13 protein-coding genes are annotated in these 13,964 nt (G+C 57.5%); 10 read left to right on the plus strand and 3 right to left on the minus strand.

The window, feature by feature from the left end; all coding sequences use genetic code 11:
- The first annotated feature begins 125 nt into the window (after positions 1–125).
- The 10 genes from E6C51_RS11950 to E6C51_RS11995 all read left to right on the plus strand — a co-directional run bounded on the left by E6C51_RS11950 (position 126) and on the right by E6C51_RS11995 (position 8,916).
- Positions 126–1,298 carry an alpha/beta hydrolase family protein gene (locus tag E6C51_RS11950; RefSeq protein ID WP_190236111.1) on the plus strand — a complete coding sequence of 391 codons (1,173 nt, stop codon included), beginning with the start codon at positions 126–128 and terminating at the stop codon, positions 1,296–1,298.
- A complete protein-coding gene (locus E6C51_RS11955; protein ID WP_190236112.1) occupies positions 1,295–1,945 on the plus strand; it encodes an EthD domain-containing protein in 651 nt (216 codons plus the stop codon). The genes E6C51_RS11950 and E6C51_RS11955 overlap by 4 nt, the downstream gene beginning before the upstream one ends.
- Before the next feature lie 30 nt (positions 1,946–1,975).
- Positions 1,976–2,923, plus strand: coding sequence for a VOC family protein (locus E6C51_RS11960; protein ID WP_190236113.1), 948 nt, complete (start codon positions 1,976–1,978; stop codon positions 2,921–2,923).
- A 3-nt stretch (positions 2,924–2,926) separates the two neighbouring features.
- Complete coding sequence (locus E6C51_RS11965; RefSeq protein WP_190236114.1) at positions 2,927–3,304, plus strand: Rieske (2Fe-2S) protein; 378 nt, start codon at positions 2,927–2,929, stop codon at positions 3,302–3,304.
- On the plus strand, positions 3,301–4,428 hold the full coding sequence (locus tag E6C51_RS11970) for an FAD-dependent oxidoreductase (protein WP_190236115.1): 1,128 nt from the start codon (positions 3,301–3,303) through the stop codon (positions 4,426–4,428). Before E6C51_RS11965 ends, E6C51_RS11970 begins: the two co-directional genes overlap by 4 nt.
- Before the next feature lie 74 nt (positions 4,429–4,502).
- Entirely contained in the window at positions 4,503–5,621 is a 1,119-nt protein-coding gene (locus tag E6C51_RS11975) for an MFS transporter (protein WP_190236116.1), read from the plus strand.
- Complete coding sequence (locus E6C51_RS11980) at positions 5,618–6,199, plus strand: cupin domain-containing protein (RefSeq protein WP_190236117.1); 582 nt, start codon at positions 5,618–5,620, stop codon at positions 6,197–6,199. The genes E6C51_RS11975 and E6C51_RS11980 overlap by 4 nt, the downstream gene beginning before the upstream one ends.
- Before the next feature lie 54 nt (positions 6,200–6,253).
- Positions 6,254–7,231, plus strand: coding sequence for a fumarylacetoacetate hydrolase family protein (locus tag E6C51_RS11985; RefSeq protein WP_190236118.1), 978 nt, complete (start codon positions 6,254–6,256; stop codon positions 7,229–7,231).
- A complete protein-coding gene (locus E6C51_RS11990; protein WP_190236119.1) occupies positions 7,231–8,148 on the plus strand; it encodes an NAD-dependent epimerase/dehydratase family protein in 918 nt (305 codons plus the stop codon). The genes E6C51_RS11985 and E6C51_RS11990 overlap by 1 nt, the downstream gene beginning before the upstream one ends.
- A gap of 3 nt (positions 8,149–8,151) precedes the next feature.
- Positions 8,152–8,916 carry a cyclase family protein gene (locus tag E6C51_RS11995; protein WP_190236120.1) on the plus strand — a complete coding sequence of 255 codons (765 nt, stop codon included), beginning with the start codon at positions 8,152–8,154 and terminating at the stop codon, positions 8,914–8,916.
- Between the two features lie 483 nt (positions 8,917–9,399).
- On the opposite strand, the gene E6C51_RS12000 is transcribed toward E6C51_RS11995, so the two are convergent.
- Genes E6C51_RS12000 through E6C51_RS12010 form a run of 3 tightly spaced genes read right to left on the minus strand, consistent with a single transcriptional unit; the run spans position 9,400 to position 13,843 of the window.
- Entirely contained in the window at positions 9,400–10,479 is a 1,080-nt protein-coding gene (locus tag E6C51_RS12000) for a siderophore-interacting protein (protein WP_190236121.1), read from the minus strand.
- Between the two features lie 8 nt (positions 10,480–10,487).
- Entirely contained in the window at positions 10,488–11,549 is a 1,062-nt protein-coding gene (locus E6C51_RS12005) for a GNAT family N-acetyltransferase (RefSeq protein WP_190236122.1), read from the minus strand.
- Positions 11,550–11,593: 44 nt separating this feature from the next.
- Positions 11,594–13,843, minus strand: coding sequence for a TonB-dependent receptor (locus E6C51_RS12010; RefSeq protein ID WP_190236123.1), 2,250 nt, complete (start codon positions 13,841–13,843; stop codon positions 11,594–11,596).
- Between the last annotated feature and the right edge of the window lie 121 nt (positions 13,844–13,964).

Below are 13,964 nucleotides of genomic sequence, written 5' to 3' on the forward strand. Positions count from 1 at the left end.
CAGTTTGATTTTCGTTAAATCTTTCCTCGGGAGGAAATGACGTCACGTGGCCTATCGGGCCGCGCCTTTGGTCGATCTCCTCCTTTTGAAATTGACGCCGCGATCGGCAACCTCGAGGAGACCCAATGTTCAAGTATTTTCCGACCAACTATGTCTGGAACCTCTCGGTTAATCTATCGATCGAAATGGGTGCCCGAATGGGAGAGATCGAGGAAATGTGCGCCCCGTTGCAGGATGCGGCCAAGGCACCAGATGCTGCCGGCACCCAGGCGTTTCGCGAAACCTGGATTCATATGGCGGACAAGCTGGTTTCCCTTGCCGACGAGGACGAAGCCAGGGGCAGGTTGATTTCGGCTGGCGACAAGCTGCTGCGCGCCGCCAACTACATGATCACCGCCGAACGTCTGCTGGCGCATGGCTCAGAAGGGCGCGTCAGCCTCTACCAGCAGTTTCTCGCCTCTTTCGAGAAGGGTTTGACGCTGTCCGGCTCTTCCTGCCGTCGGGTGGAAATCCCCTATGAGGGCACGCATCTTTCGGCGCTCTACGTGCCTGCGGAAGGCGTCGAGGGCCCTGCACCGCTGCTGGTTCAGGTCAACGGCCTCGACAGCACCAAGGAGATGAAATTCCTGGTTGGTCTGCCTGCCTGGCTTGCCAAGCGCGGCGTGGCGTCGTTGATCGTGGACCAGCCAGGCACCGGTGAGGCGCTTCGCCTGCAGGGGCTTACCGCCCGTTTCGATAGCGAGCACTGGGCCAGCCGCGTCGTTGACTGGCTGGAGGGTCGCGCAGATGTCGATCCCAAGCGCATTGGCATGGAAGGGGTGTCGCTTGGCGGCTACTACTGTCCACGCGCCGTCGCCTTTGAACCGCGGTTTGCCTGCGGCGTTGTCTGGGGAGCCAACCACGACTGGCGCGACGTGCAGAAGAAGCGCCTTGCCCGCGAGGGTAATTTTCCGGTCCCGCACTACTGGAGCCACGTCATGTGGGTCTGGGGAGCCAAGGATATGGACGAGTTCATGCAGATTGCCGAAAACGTCCACCTCAACGGAATCCTCGATCGTATCCGCGTGCCCTTCCTCGTGACACATGGCGAGAAAGACAGCCAGATCCCGCTTCAATGGGCGCACACCACCTTTGATCAACTGGTCAACAGCCCGAAGCGTGAACTGAAGATCTTTGATGAACGCACCGGCGGCGTGCAGCACTCGAGCTTCGATAACTCGGCAAATGCGGGCGCATACATCGCCGACTGGGTGGCTGAAACCCTTGGTGGACGCATCGTCGCGGAGCAGGTGAAATGATGATCAAGACCTTGATCTGTGGCCGCCGGCGTCTCGGTCAGACACTTCACGAACATCGAACCCATATGAAGGACCATCACGGCAGGCTGGTGCTTGATTACATTGCCCGCGAGCCGTCTCAGGCACCGCGCCGCTACGTCCAAAATCATGCTTTCGACGGCATTTATTTTGGCGGTGACGAATGCCCCAAGGGCTTGGCATACGGCCTGGATTTTGTCACCGAGGTCTGGTTTCCGGACATGGCAGCGGCAAAATCCTCGCGCGAAACGCCCTTCTATCTCGAGCATTTGCAGCCCGACGAAGCCAGGATGGTGGATGAAACCTCCGTCCTCGGCCTTCCTGTCACCGAAAACGTCATCCTGCCACCGGAGATGCGCGCAAAAGCGGTAAAACTGTTCCTGTTCTGGTTCAATAAGGCTCCGGATGCCAAAATCTTCGCCGGTATTGGCCACGGCAGCATCGGCCACTGTCGGAACCTGCCACTCTATCCGGGACCGGTTGAAGCGATCGATGAATTCTGGCTGCCGGACGAGGCGACGGCGCTCGCCTTCGCGACAGCATGCCGCAATGCTGCCCAAGCGGGCCTTGCCTCCGACAAACGCTATTGCCTGGTGGTCGCCAATGAGCACGTTCTCCACGCAGGCTGATCAAGACCTTTTAATGGAAAGGAATGTCCCATGAACATCATCGGGCCTGATTATCTCGTTTTTGGTGTCGACGATGTCGCCGCCTGTTGTGAATACCTGACAGCCTTCGGCCTGAAGCCGACGGACGTGACCGCGGACGGCGGCCTGTTTGAGACGCTGGACGGCACAGGCATCATCATCCGTCACAAATCAGATCCCTCGCTGCCAGCACCTTTGCCAACGGCGAACATGCTACGCCAGCAGGTCTATGGTGTGCGCTCGAGCGAGGATCTCGACGCGATCGAAACGGAGCTTTCCAAGGATCGTCGGGTGACGCGGCTGGCTGACGGTTCGATTGAGCTGAAGGATGACCATGGCTTCGAGTTGAGGTTTCAGGTCACAATCCGCCGCGAATTGATCATGCCAGCAGAAAAGATCAATGCGCCGGGTGCGCCCGCGCAACGCAAGCCGAACGAAATCGGCGTCTGGGAAGAAATGCCAGCGCTGCCGCGCACGCTCAGCCATGTCGTGCTGTTCGTGCCCGACATTGAAATTGCCACCCGGTTCTACTGCGACCGCCTTGGTTTCGTGATCACCGACACCCTGACCGGCGCAGGCCCTTTCCTGCGACCGAAGGCGAATGACGACCACCACACGCTCTTCTTCATCCGCACGCCGGAATATATGAAGGGCTGCGAGCATCTCGCCTTCCATATGGGCGGCCCAACCGAGTTGATGGTGGCGGGAACGCGCTTCGTAAAGAAGGGCTATCAGAGTTTCTGGGGGCCTGGCCGCCACAAATTCGGGTCGAACTGGTTTTGGTACTTCAACAGTCCACTCGGCTGTCACTTCGAATATGATGCCGACATGGACAAGCATGACGACACCTGGATCGCGCGCGAAGCACAGATGAATGCCGAAAACTCCCAGATCGTCTTGTTCGAAATGCGCGAGAAATGGGCACCGACGGGAGGCCCGCCACCCGGCGCGAAGCGCTGAGCGATGCAGAGCAGCACGCGCAAGCTCAACTATCTGTGCCGGTCCGATGAGATCGGCGAGGCCGAGGCAAAAGGCTTTGGCCCCTTTGATGGAATGCGCCGCAAGATCATCCTGACCAGGCAGCACGGGGTTTTGTATGCTTGGCTTGATGCCTGCCCGCACTATTCCACCGGCACGCCGATGGCCTGGAAGACCGACGCCTACCTGAATGGTGAAAAGACCCATCTGACGTGCCATTCGCATGGCGCGCTTTTCGAAATCGAGACCGGCGAATGCGTTCTTGGGCCTTGCCTAGGCCAAAGGCTGACAGCCGTAGACATTGCCTTGAGCGACGAGGAGGAGATTTTCGTCGCCATGCCTGCAGAGGAGGAAATCAAATGAATTCTGATATGAAAGTGCTTGTCATCGGCGGCGGTTTCGCTGGCATGACCGCAGCGCTGCAACTGTCCCGGCAGGGCTTCGAAGTCGATCTCGTCGAGATCGACGCCGGGTGGCGCTCCTATGGCGCGGGCATCAGCCTGCACGGATCAACGCTTCGGGTGCTGCGGGATCTCGGCCTGATCGACCGGTTTCTCGAAGAGGGCTTCGTCAGCGACGGCGTGAATTTGCGCGGGCCGGACGACTCGGTGCTTGTCACGCTGCCAACCCCGCGCGTGGCGGGAGCAGACATCCCCGGTGGGGGCGGCATCATGCGCCCGGCACTGGCCAAGATTCTTTCCGAAGCCGTGCGGGCGTCCACAACGAAGGTTCGCCTGGGGCTCACCTTTACCGAGATCGTACAGGGCGACGATGGCGTGCATGTTACCTTTGGTGACGGAAGTTCGGATACCTACGATCTGGTTGTCGGTGCGGATGGCCTCTATTCTGCGGTGCGTCGTAATATCTTTCCCGAGGCTCCCAAACCGCGCTTCATTGGCCAATCGGTCTGGCGGGCCGTGCTGCCAAGACCCGAAAGCATTGATACCGTCAACATGTGGATGGGCCCTAATCTCAAGGTCGGCCTGAACGGCGTCAACAAGGATCAGGCCTACCTGTTTCTGACCGAAGACCGCCCCACCAACGATTTCGTCGCGCCGGAAGCGTTGGTTGAAAACTTGCGCAGCCTGCTTGAGCGCTTTTCCTCGCCAATCATCCGCAAGATCGCGTCGGAACTGTCTGCCGAACATCACATCATCTACCGCCCGCTTGAGCAGATGCTGTTGCCACGCCCCTGGTTCAAGGGTCGCGTGGTGCTGATCGGCGATGCCGTGCATGCCACCACACCGCATCTGGCAGCCGGTGCCTGCATCGGCATAGAGGATGCCATGGTTCTGGCCGAAGAACTTGGCCAGACCGGCGACGTGGGTGCCGCCCTTGCCGCATTCGAAGCACGGCGCTGGGAGCGCTGCCGGATGGTGGTCGAGAATTCCGGGCAACTGGCCGATATCGAGATCAATGGTGGCAGCCGCGACGCGCATGCCGCGATCATGAAGGCTTCCATGAAAACGCTGGCGGAAGCCATCTGAAAAAAATGCGGCGGTGCTGCGGTTCGGGAGACCGCGCACCGATTGCCGCCGTGCAATTTGCTGGAGGAGCAGGAATGTCAGGACAAAAATTCGGAGTGGCCGGGGTAACCGCCCTGGTTATCGGCCACTTCTCCGGGATGTTGGATCTCATCGCGCTTCCCGTCTGGGTCGGCGCGCTGGTCGAGCGTTACGGTTTTACCCCGCAGCAGGCGGGCGGGTTGGCAACCCTGTTTCTTGTCGGCGCGGTCTGTGCGAGCGCTTTGGTCGCCCCACGCTTTGACAGAATGAACCAGAGACTGGCGGCAACTTTCGGCTTTGGCGTGGCGGCAGCGGCTTTCCTGCTTGCCTCGACACAGGCCGACTTCGTACCGCTCGCCATCCTCCACCTCATCGCGGGTCTCTCCATTGGCGTTGCGCTCTCCATGGTCCATGGGACAATGGGACATGCCGAAAACCCGCATCGCCTGTTCGCGATGGCCGGTATTGCGCTTGGCCTTTTGGCCATCATTCTGCTTGGCGCTATTCCGCAATTGCTGATCATCTACGGCGGCCCGTCCCTGTTTCGGGTGTTCGCCGCCATCATGACCGTTGCCACCATCAGTTCCGCGCTTCTGTTCCGCAATCCTGTGAAAACTGTCGAGCATCAAAGCGGCCCCTTCAGCCGCGCAACCTGGCTCACGATCTTCGGCATCAGTATCATGACGTTCAATCAGTCGATGGTGTTTTCCTTCGTGGAAGTCATCGGCAAGACGCGCGGCTTCTCATCCGATCATGTTCTGGCCGTTCTTATCGCACTGGGCTTCGTCAATTTCATTCTGCCTTCACCCTCGGCGGCATTCCTTCAGACCCGTGTTTCAGCCACATTGATCACCCAGATCGGACCTGCGGTTCAGGCGGTTCTTGCGGTCATCGTCACATCGGCGACAGTCTTTACCCTCTGGGCACCTGCCGCTGCAGTTTTCGTCTCCATCCAGATATTCACCCATACGTTCGCCTTCGGGCGACTGGCCAAACTCGACCCGACCGGGCGCGCGGTTGCCGGCACACCGGCCATGCTGATGGTCGGCGCCGCACTCGGGCCGATTGTCGGCGGAGCGCTCGGGCAAAACCTCGGCTATTCGGCGCTGGGCGTCGCGGCTGTCGTGGTCAGCATCATTTCCATCGGCTTCTTCACCAAGGCGAAAAGCGCATGACAAACTTTCCTCCCATTACCCGTATTGTTACCGGACACAGCAAGGACGGGCGCTCTATCCTCACAGAGGTTGGAGAATTGCCAACCGTCGTGGAAGTCGCCGCTATTCCGGGCACCGTATTCCATGAGGTCTGGTCTACGGCTGAAAGCCCGGCGCGCGTCGCCAATGACGATGACCCAACGCTCGGCCCGCTTGTGCTGCCACCGCCGCGGGGCGGCACCCGCATTCGCTTTGTCGATATTCCGCCAGACACCGAGGATTTTCTGAAATCGGGGGCCAAACAGATGGGCGAGGCGTTCGAGCAAATCGGTGACAAGGCCGCTTCGACGGTCAAGGAAAGCTCACCGCATCCGCTGATGCACCGGACGGAGTCGATCGATTACGGCATTGTCATCGAGGGCGAAATGACTCTGGTGCTGGACGAGGGCGAGGCTCTGCTGAAACCCGGCTCGGTGGTGATCCAGCGTGGTACCAACCATGCCTGGGCGAACCGATCGGGCAAGATGTGCCGAATGCTCTTCGTGCTTGTCTCAGGCACTTACGATCCCGCACTCGCTGCCAGCCTCGCCAAGCAATGAGGTGCAATGTCCCAAAGGCCTGGCTGGCCTCGAATGAAACCAAGGAAGGATCCCATGAAGTTCGCAACCTACCATGACGGAAGCCGCGACGGCCAATTGTGGGTCGTCTCTCGTGATCTGACGCTGGCAATACCAGCAACCGGCATTGCAAACACGCTGCTCTCAGCCATTGAAGACTGGGATCGTGTTTCTCAGCCGCTCGCCAGCCTCTATGATCGACTGAACGCAGGCGAAGAATCGTTTGCGACCCGTTTCGAGCCGCAGCGTTGCCTGGCACCCTTGCCACGCGCGCCGCAATGGCTGGATGCATCGGCATTTCTCAATCACGGGCGGCTGATGGACAAGGCCTTCGACAATCCACCCAATCCGGAATTTGAGACAATCCCGTTGATCTATCAAGGTGCCAGTGACGACTTTCGTGGCCCGCTTGCCGATGTCGAATTTTCCGATGACGGGCTGTTAATCGACATGGAGGGTGAGTTCGGCATCATTCTCTCGGATGTGCCGATGGGAACCACCGCTGAGCAGGCCAAAGCGCATATCCGCCTGCTGGTGCAGATCAACGACTGGTCGCTGCGCGCCCTTGGTCCGCGCGAAATGCGCGCTGGCTTCGGCTTCCTGCAAGCCAAACCCTCCACCGCCTTTGCGCCCGTCGCAATCACGCCGGATGAACTCGGCTCACACTGGGAAGGTGGACGCGTCAAGCTCTCCCTGCATGTCGACATCAACGGTCGTGAGGTCGGACGTGCCCGTGGTGACGAAATGCATTTCTCCTTCGGCGACCTGATCGCTCATTGCGCTCGCACCCGACGGCTGACGGCTGGCACGATCATCGGCTCGGGCACTGTTTCCAATGCGGATCGGGCGGCAGGCTCTTCCTGCATTTCGGAAATTCGCGTGATCGAGCTTCTGGACCAAGGGGCTGCACGCACCCCCTTTCTGACGTGGGGCGACCGCGTGCGGATGGAGGCGCGTCTGCCCGATGGCTTTGCGCCCTTTGGGGTGGTTGATCAAAGCGTGGTGCGGGCGTGATGCGTATTCTGGTCACGGGTGCCGACGGTTTTCTGGGACGGGGACTTGCGGCTGTGCTTGCTGAAGCATACCCGACAGCGCGGCGATTGGTGCTGACAGACCTGGTCTTTGCGGGACAGGCTCCGTCCGGCCTGGAAACGATCGCCGGTGATCTCGGCGATCAGGCCTTTCTCGAACAGCTGATGGCACCGGGTTTCGATCTTGTCTTCCATCTGGCAAGTGTTCCGGGCGGTCTGGCCGAACGGGAACAGGATCTCGGCCATCAGGCCAATCTGTTGGCCCCTTTGGCTCTGGCCCGCGCAGCCGCCGCAACGTGTCCAGGTGCCCGCTTCGTCTTTGCCTCATCAATCGCAGTATACGGCAACCTGAATGGAGACACGGTGACGGCGGAAACAAAGCCTATGCCGCTTCTCACCTATGGCGCTCATAAGCTGATGATGGAGACATACCTCTGCGACATGACACGGCGCGGGGCGCTCTCGGCCATCAGCCTGCGATTTCCCGGCATTGTCGCCCGACCAATCAACGACAGCGGGCATGGCTCGGCCTTCATGAGCCACATTTTCCACCGCATCGCAGCCGGCGATGTCTATGATTGCCCCATTCCCGCCGCCAGCACCTGCTGGTGGATGTCGAGAAAAGCCGCTGTCTCAATCCTGCTGCATGCCGCCAACCTCGCAGAACCCATTCCAACTGTCGTCCAGCCGCCGGTTCTACATGCCAATCTGAACGCGGTCTGTAGCGCGGTGGAGCGCATCACCGGGAAGCAGGCCCTTATGCGCTGGGGCAATGACGGCAATCTGCAACGCATATTCGGTACCATGCCGCCGCTGGATGCCACGCCCGCCCTCTCCATCGGCTTTCGCGCTGATGCCGATCTCGACACACTGGCCAAAGCCGCACTCTCAGGAGACTGACCCATGAAGATCATCGACCTTTCGGTTGCCATTGAGAATGACATTCCCGCCGACCCACCGGGGCTCGGTCCAAGGATCACCTACACAAACCATGCAGAGGGCTCGGAAGAAGTACTCCGCTTTTTCCCCGGCCTCGATATCACTGACGTGCCGGGCGGTGAAGGTTGGGCCGTAGAGCAGTTGCACCTCACAGCCCATGCAGGCACCCATCTGGACGCCCCCTGGCACTTTGCCTCGACCATGAACAATGGCGAGCGTGCCTGGACGATCGACGAGGTGCCGCTGGACTGGTGTATCCGACCGGGGATCAAGCTTGATCTGCGCGAACTCCCCGATGGCTATGTGGCGACTGCCGCGGACATTGAGGCTGCCGTGAAAGCCACAGGTCGCACTCTGGAACCCTACGACATCGTGTTGATCAACACGGCGGCCGGGGCGGCCTATGGGCGGCCCGACTACCTTGGTCGCGGCTGCGGCATCGGCCGCGAGGCGACACTTTGGCTCATGGCGCAGGGAATCCACATCGCTGGCACAGACGCATGGTCATGGGATGCACCATTCCCAGTCACGGCAAAACGCTTTGCAGAAACCCGGGATGCAGGTCTCATATGGGAAGGCCATAAAGCGGGGCGTGACGGCATTTTCATGCATATGGAAAAGTTGACACGGCTGGATGAGCTGCCAGCCTCCGGCTTCACCGTGTCCTGCCTGCCGGTCAAAATCAAGGGCGGATCAGCAGGGTGGTGCCGGGCGATCGCGATGCTGTAAAGCATGTCGTGTTTTGTTGTCCTCAATAAAACGACAACGTCCATGCGAAAAAAACAAAGAGCTACCGCATAATTCTTTAAATTCGGAGTGGATTTAAGGAGGAAATTATGCAGCGGATTAAAACGGTTACAACGTCCTTTGTGCGCGTATTCATAGTACACGACACAAACGCCTTCATGTGCCGTTTACCCCCCTCTGGCTTGCCAGCCATCTCCCCCACAAGGAGGGAGATCGGATAGGCGCTCCCGCTTGTTTTTAACAATGAACCCGTGATTTCCGACACATCCGACACATAGGACATATGCTGTTGAGCAATAGGGCTGCTTTTGTCGATCTCCCTCCTTGTGGGGGAGATGTCCGGCAGGGCAGAGGGGGGTGAGCTATACGGTAAAACCTATGCGTCGTGTACTGTGGCGCATATTTGGTGAGAGGCGCTGTAAAAGACAACGCCCTTCGCCGCAAGCATTTGGTCGCGGGGCGTGGTCAATGCCAATATCCAAAAACCGCTTCTTCGTCTTTGCTCAAGGCATGGGACTCACGCAGATAATGGCGTATTTTCCGTGCCGTATGCACGTCGCAGCCCGCCCAAACGAGTTTCTTTCTCCCGTCACCGGGGTAGTCAATGCGCCGCAGCGCCGTCAGCATGGCTGATGAAATATCCCCACAGGAATCGCGATAAATCCACTCAATACGCACATTGGCGGGGCTTTCGAAGTGCTGGATCTCATCAGCATTGGCCACCACAACAATGGCTGTGGCCTCAACATGAGCGGGCAATGTTTCCACCACGCGGCCGATAGCGGGAAGCGATGTTTCGTCTCCTGCCATCAGGTACCAGTCGGCTGGTTTGAAGCCGCCGCCGCTCAGGCTGGAAATGCCCACCCTGTCGCCGACTTGAGCGGATTTGGCCCAATTGGCCCCGGGGCCATCAGTATCGTGCAAAAAGAAATCAATCGTGATGCTGTTTGATGAGACATCAATGGCGCGCACCGTGTAGCGCCGCCAAATCGGCACGAAATCATCATCAACGCCTTGCGCCTTGCTTTGGTTCAAGAAGTCTTTGAAATTCACCATGATCCTCAGGTGAACTGCATCCGGCTTTTGAAAGCGGGCAATGTCGGTGGTGCTGAAGGTGATACGTCGAACTCTTGGCGTGATAGAACACGTGTCGGTAACGGTCAGAATTGAAAAGCCGGGCGGAACTGTCAGGCCGCGACAGTTTTCGCTCCAGTCAATTTTTACCGATGCAGAGCCTGCGATTTCATGAAAATGGGCTTGCAGCCAAAACTTGATGAAATAGAGCTGTTCGACATCCGCAATGCGGGCGTCAACCATGATGCAATTGCCCTCGCGATACATCGAGCCGCAAACAGCCGGTGTCGTTACTTGAAAGCCGTTCTCGCTTTCCTCAACATTCAAACCGTCCTCTCGCAGATGGTCGGCCAAGGCACGCAGACAGTGTTGCGGGTCGGGAATTTCCACCCTTGCTTTCAATGTATTCAGATCTGCCTCGTTCACAGGCTGGGCCAATGCCTCAACATGATCTGCGATGGGTGGGGACATGAAAAACCTCAGGACGTGACGGGTTGTGGATGCCACAACCGGCTGGAAAAGAAATGCTGGCGGCTAATTGACAAGATTGCAGCCCGCTTGCCCGGAAAATCGACCGTTGCAATATGAGAGAAGCCGGACCGGTGCAGATTTTTCAATTGCCGATAATGGTTCGCTTGCGGTTCCTGAACGATCCGTTGCGTGCGAGCGTCATCCAAAAACATGTAATGCAACAAAGACGGCAGCCATGCGGTAAACCAGGCCTTGCCGCGATATTCCTCCTCGCCGATGATCACGTGGCAGCCACGATCATAATCTCCGGCATTGCAATAGCTGCCGATGAGGTCTTCTTTGGCCCAATATACTTCAAAATAGGAAAAAGCCTGATCATTAAACCGGCCGATCAGCGGCAACATATGCGGATCATTCAGCATGGTTTCCAAATAGGCACTGTGACGCGACTGATCACCCGCTTCATGCCAGAACTCGTTGATGCGCGGATTGTTCATCCACCGATGCAGGTGGGGCACATCATCATGGGTTGCCGCGTCAAAGGATATAACACCGCCAAGCCAGGGAATATAACGGCTATAAAGCCTGCCCGTGGGCTTGGGCGGCCTTACAGGATGAAATGTCTTGCCATCAAAGCGATCATGCCGCGGATAGGCGGGCAGAACGGTCACTTTCCAGAAATCGGGAACCTGCCAGAACATGTCTGCCATCACCAGAAACTGTGACGGTGTCGCTGGATCGGGCAGGCAAAGCCCCCGCTGAAGCAGGAGCGGGATCATCTGCGCCCACCCATCACCAGCCAGGCCGACGGCGGCAATATCGGGTCGGGTGGAAAACAGATATTCCAGTGCAGCACAGGCCGTTCGTAACTCGGCTTCATCATTGCCAAGAACGGAACCGTTGACCGTCAGGGTTATCGGATCGCGTTCAGAGAGGGAGAGGGCGGTTTGACCGCCCTCTTTGTTTGAAACGACAAGGGTTGCTGCATGATGCTGGACAATCAGCGAACCCGCAGCCTGCGACGTAAAGGCCCGAAACAGAGATGCGCTGGCCAGATGTGATATGTTCATGGTATTCACGCACCTCCGCCGCGCGCTTGAAAGCGACGATTGGATCAAAACACTTTCGTAACAGAGATGCCGAACGTCCGGCCACGCCCCTTGTAGTCAAACACGGATTTGTCGGCCAGCGCACCATAGAGCGCCTGGGCACGGGAGCCCCAGATCGTCGTATAATCAGCATCAAAGAGGTTTTGAATGCCGAAATTGACGGTCGTTTCTGTGCTTTTGAACGTGTAGGCACCGGTGAGGTCAAACACAGTATAGCCATCAATGTTGAAGCCATCGGCATCAGACAGGCCAAAGATGTGCTGACCTGAAAACTTCAGGCTGAGAGCATCATCGGCCCAGCCCACATAGCCACCGGCCTTGGAAACGCTTGCGGTCGCAATCGAGCCATTCTGCCAGCCATTGGGGCCTTTCACCTCGGTTTTGACCCATTGGCCCAAAACACCCACATCAAAGCCATTGTCGAGCTTCACGCCCGCTTTGCCTTCCATGCCATAAACGCGGCGATCCTGATTGAGCACATCAATGGCAAGCGTTGTACGGTTGAGGCTGATTGAGCGGTCAGACGTCGAATAATAGGCGGCTGTTTCGAGGTTGTAGGTGCCGTCATCCAGACGATAACCAACCTCAAACGAGTTTGTTTTGATGGCCTGAAGCGCCGAATCGTTGACGTTGACGCTGTTGAGCAGCGCGTATTGACCATTGGCCAGCTTATAGGTGCCAACACCGTAATATTTTGCAGGATCGGGCAGTTCAAAGCCCTGGCTGAAATTCGCGTAGACTTGCTGGACCGGTGTCAGTTCATAGACCGCGCCTGCATTGAACAGGGCGGAGTCATAATTGGCCTCGCCGCCCGGTATGGCCTGTGCCGATTTTGCCGTCCCTTGCAGGATTGCAACCTGTTGGGCCGCGCCAACAAAATCAGACACTTCAGTGTTTACAAACTGATAGCGGACACCGCCGTTGAGTGTCAGTCTGTCGGTGGCCTCATACGCGGCTTCAGCAAAACCGGCCACGGTTGAAACGTCGATTTTTGGATATAATCCGGTTATTCCAAGCGTTTGGAAGTTCAAGCCACCTGTGCGTGCGGCAAGGGCCATGTCGAACACATTCTGGTGCGATGAGAATGAATCCTTATCGGCATCAAGACCATAGGTGATTTTGAGACGGTCGGTTGGTTCGGCAACGAAGGCAGCCTTCACGCTATAGTAATCCGTGTTCTGGGAACTGCCAGCAAAATAGCTGCCCGATGGGAAGGGATTGAACTGCAACTCCTCGCGGCGGTAGGAGCCTTGCAGCAAGAGCTTTTGTCCCAGCACATCGTCATCCGTATAGGTGACATTGAACATGGAGCGCTGTGTCTTCGGATTGAAATCGGATGTATACCCATCGCGCGTTTCAAACAGGCTGGGTTTGGTGAGCGCGGCGAAATTGCGACCATAGTAAAGACCATAGTCGGATTGCTGCTTGCTGTCGAAATATTGGCCTGACAGTTCGAGACGACGGTTATCGTCAATCTGCACACCAAAAGAGCCCATCAAATCAAGGCGTTCGTTGAAGGCGGTGGATGTCTGGGTAATATCAGGGATCAGCATCGTGCCTGATCCATCATAAAAGGCACCGGTTTTGTTGCCGGAAATGGAGAAGCGCCCATCCCAGTTTTCGCCGTTGTAGGTCACGGCGGCCCCGCCGTTGCGGTCAAAATCCTTGTGCCCTGCAAATCCGCCACCAACACCAACTGTGGTCTCGGCATGAAGGCCAGGTTTGGCATCCTTACCCTTTTTGGTGATGATGTTGATGATACCGCCCGTGGCATTGCCGCCATAAATCGACGTGGCTCCCGACAGGACCTCGACGCGCTCAATATTGAACGGATCAATGGAATCGAACTGGCGGCTGAGGGAGCGGGCCGAGTTCATCGACACGCCATCGATCAACACCAGAGCACTGCGTCCACGCAGGTTTTGCCCGTAGGATGTGCGCGCGCCAGCACTGGCAGGATCAAAGCTGGGGATGGTTTCGCCCAAAATTTCCTGAAGGCTTTTTCCCGCTCTCGCTTGCGCTTGAATGTCTTCCGACTTCACCACGTAAATAGTATGGGCGGTTTCAGAGACTTGCTGGGGTGAGCGCCCGCCGGTGACAACAACGGCATCAAGCAAAGTTTCCTTGGTCTGATTGCTGGTCTGTTCCGGGTTCGCATTCTGCTGATTTGCGTCTTGCGCGAATGCCGCAGTTGTCGCAACGAGGCTTCCGGCGACGGCAAAAAGCCAAACGCGATCCCTATAAAATTTCCCCATAATGCCCCCTAAGCGTCTAAAATTGCCCACAAATTCGTGTGGCCGTTTGAAAATCCATAATATAGGACTGTTTAACTCATATTTTATGGGATATGAAATGGCATCGCTTGGATTGTAGCGA

The sequence above is a fragment of the Gillisella terrae genome, from assembly GCF_004801395.1.
Classification (GTDB): Bacteria; Pseudomonadota; Alphaproteobacteria; order Rhizobiales; family Rhizobiaceae; genus Allorhizobium; species Allorhizobium terrae.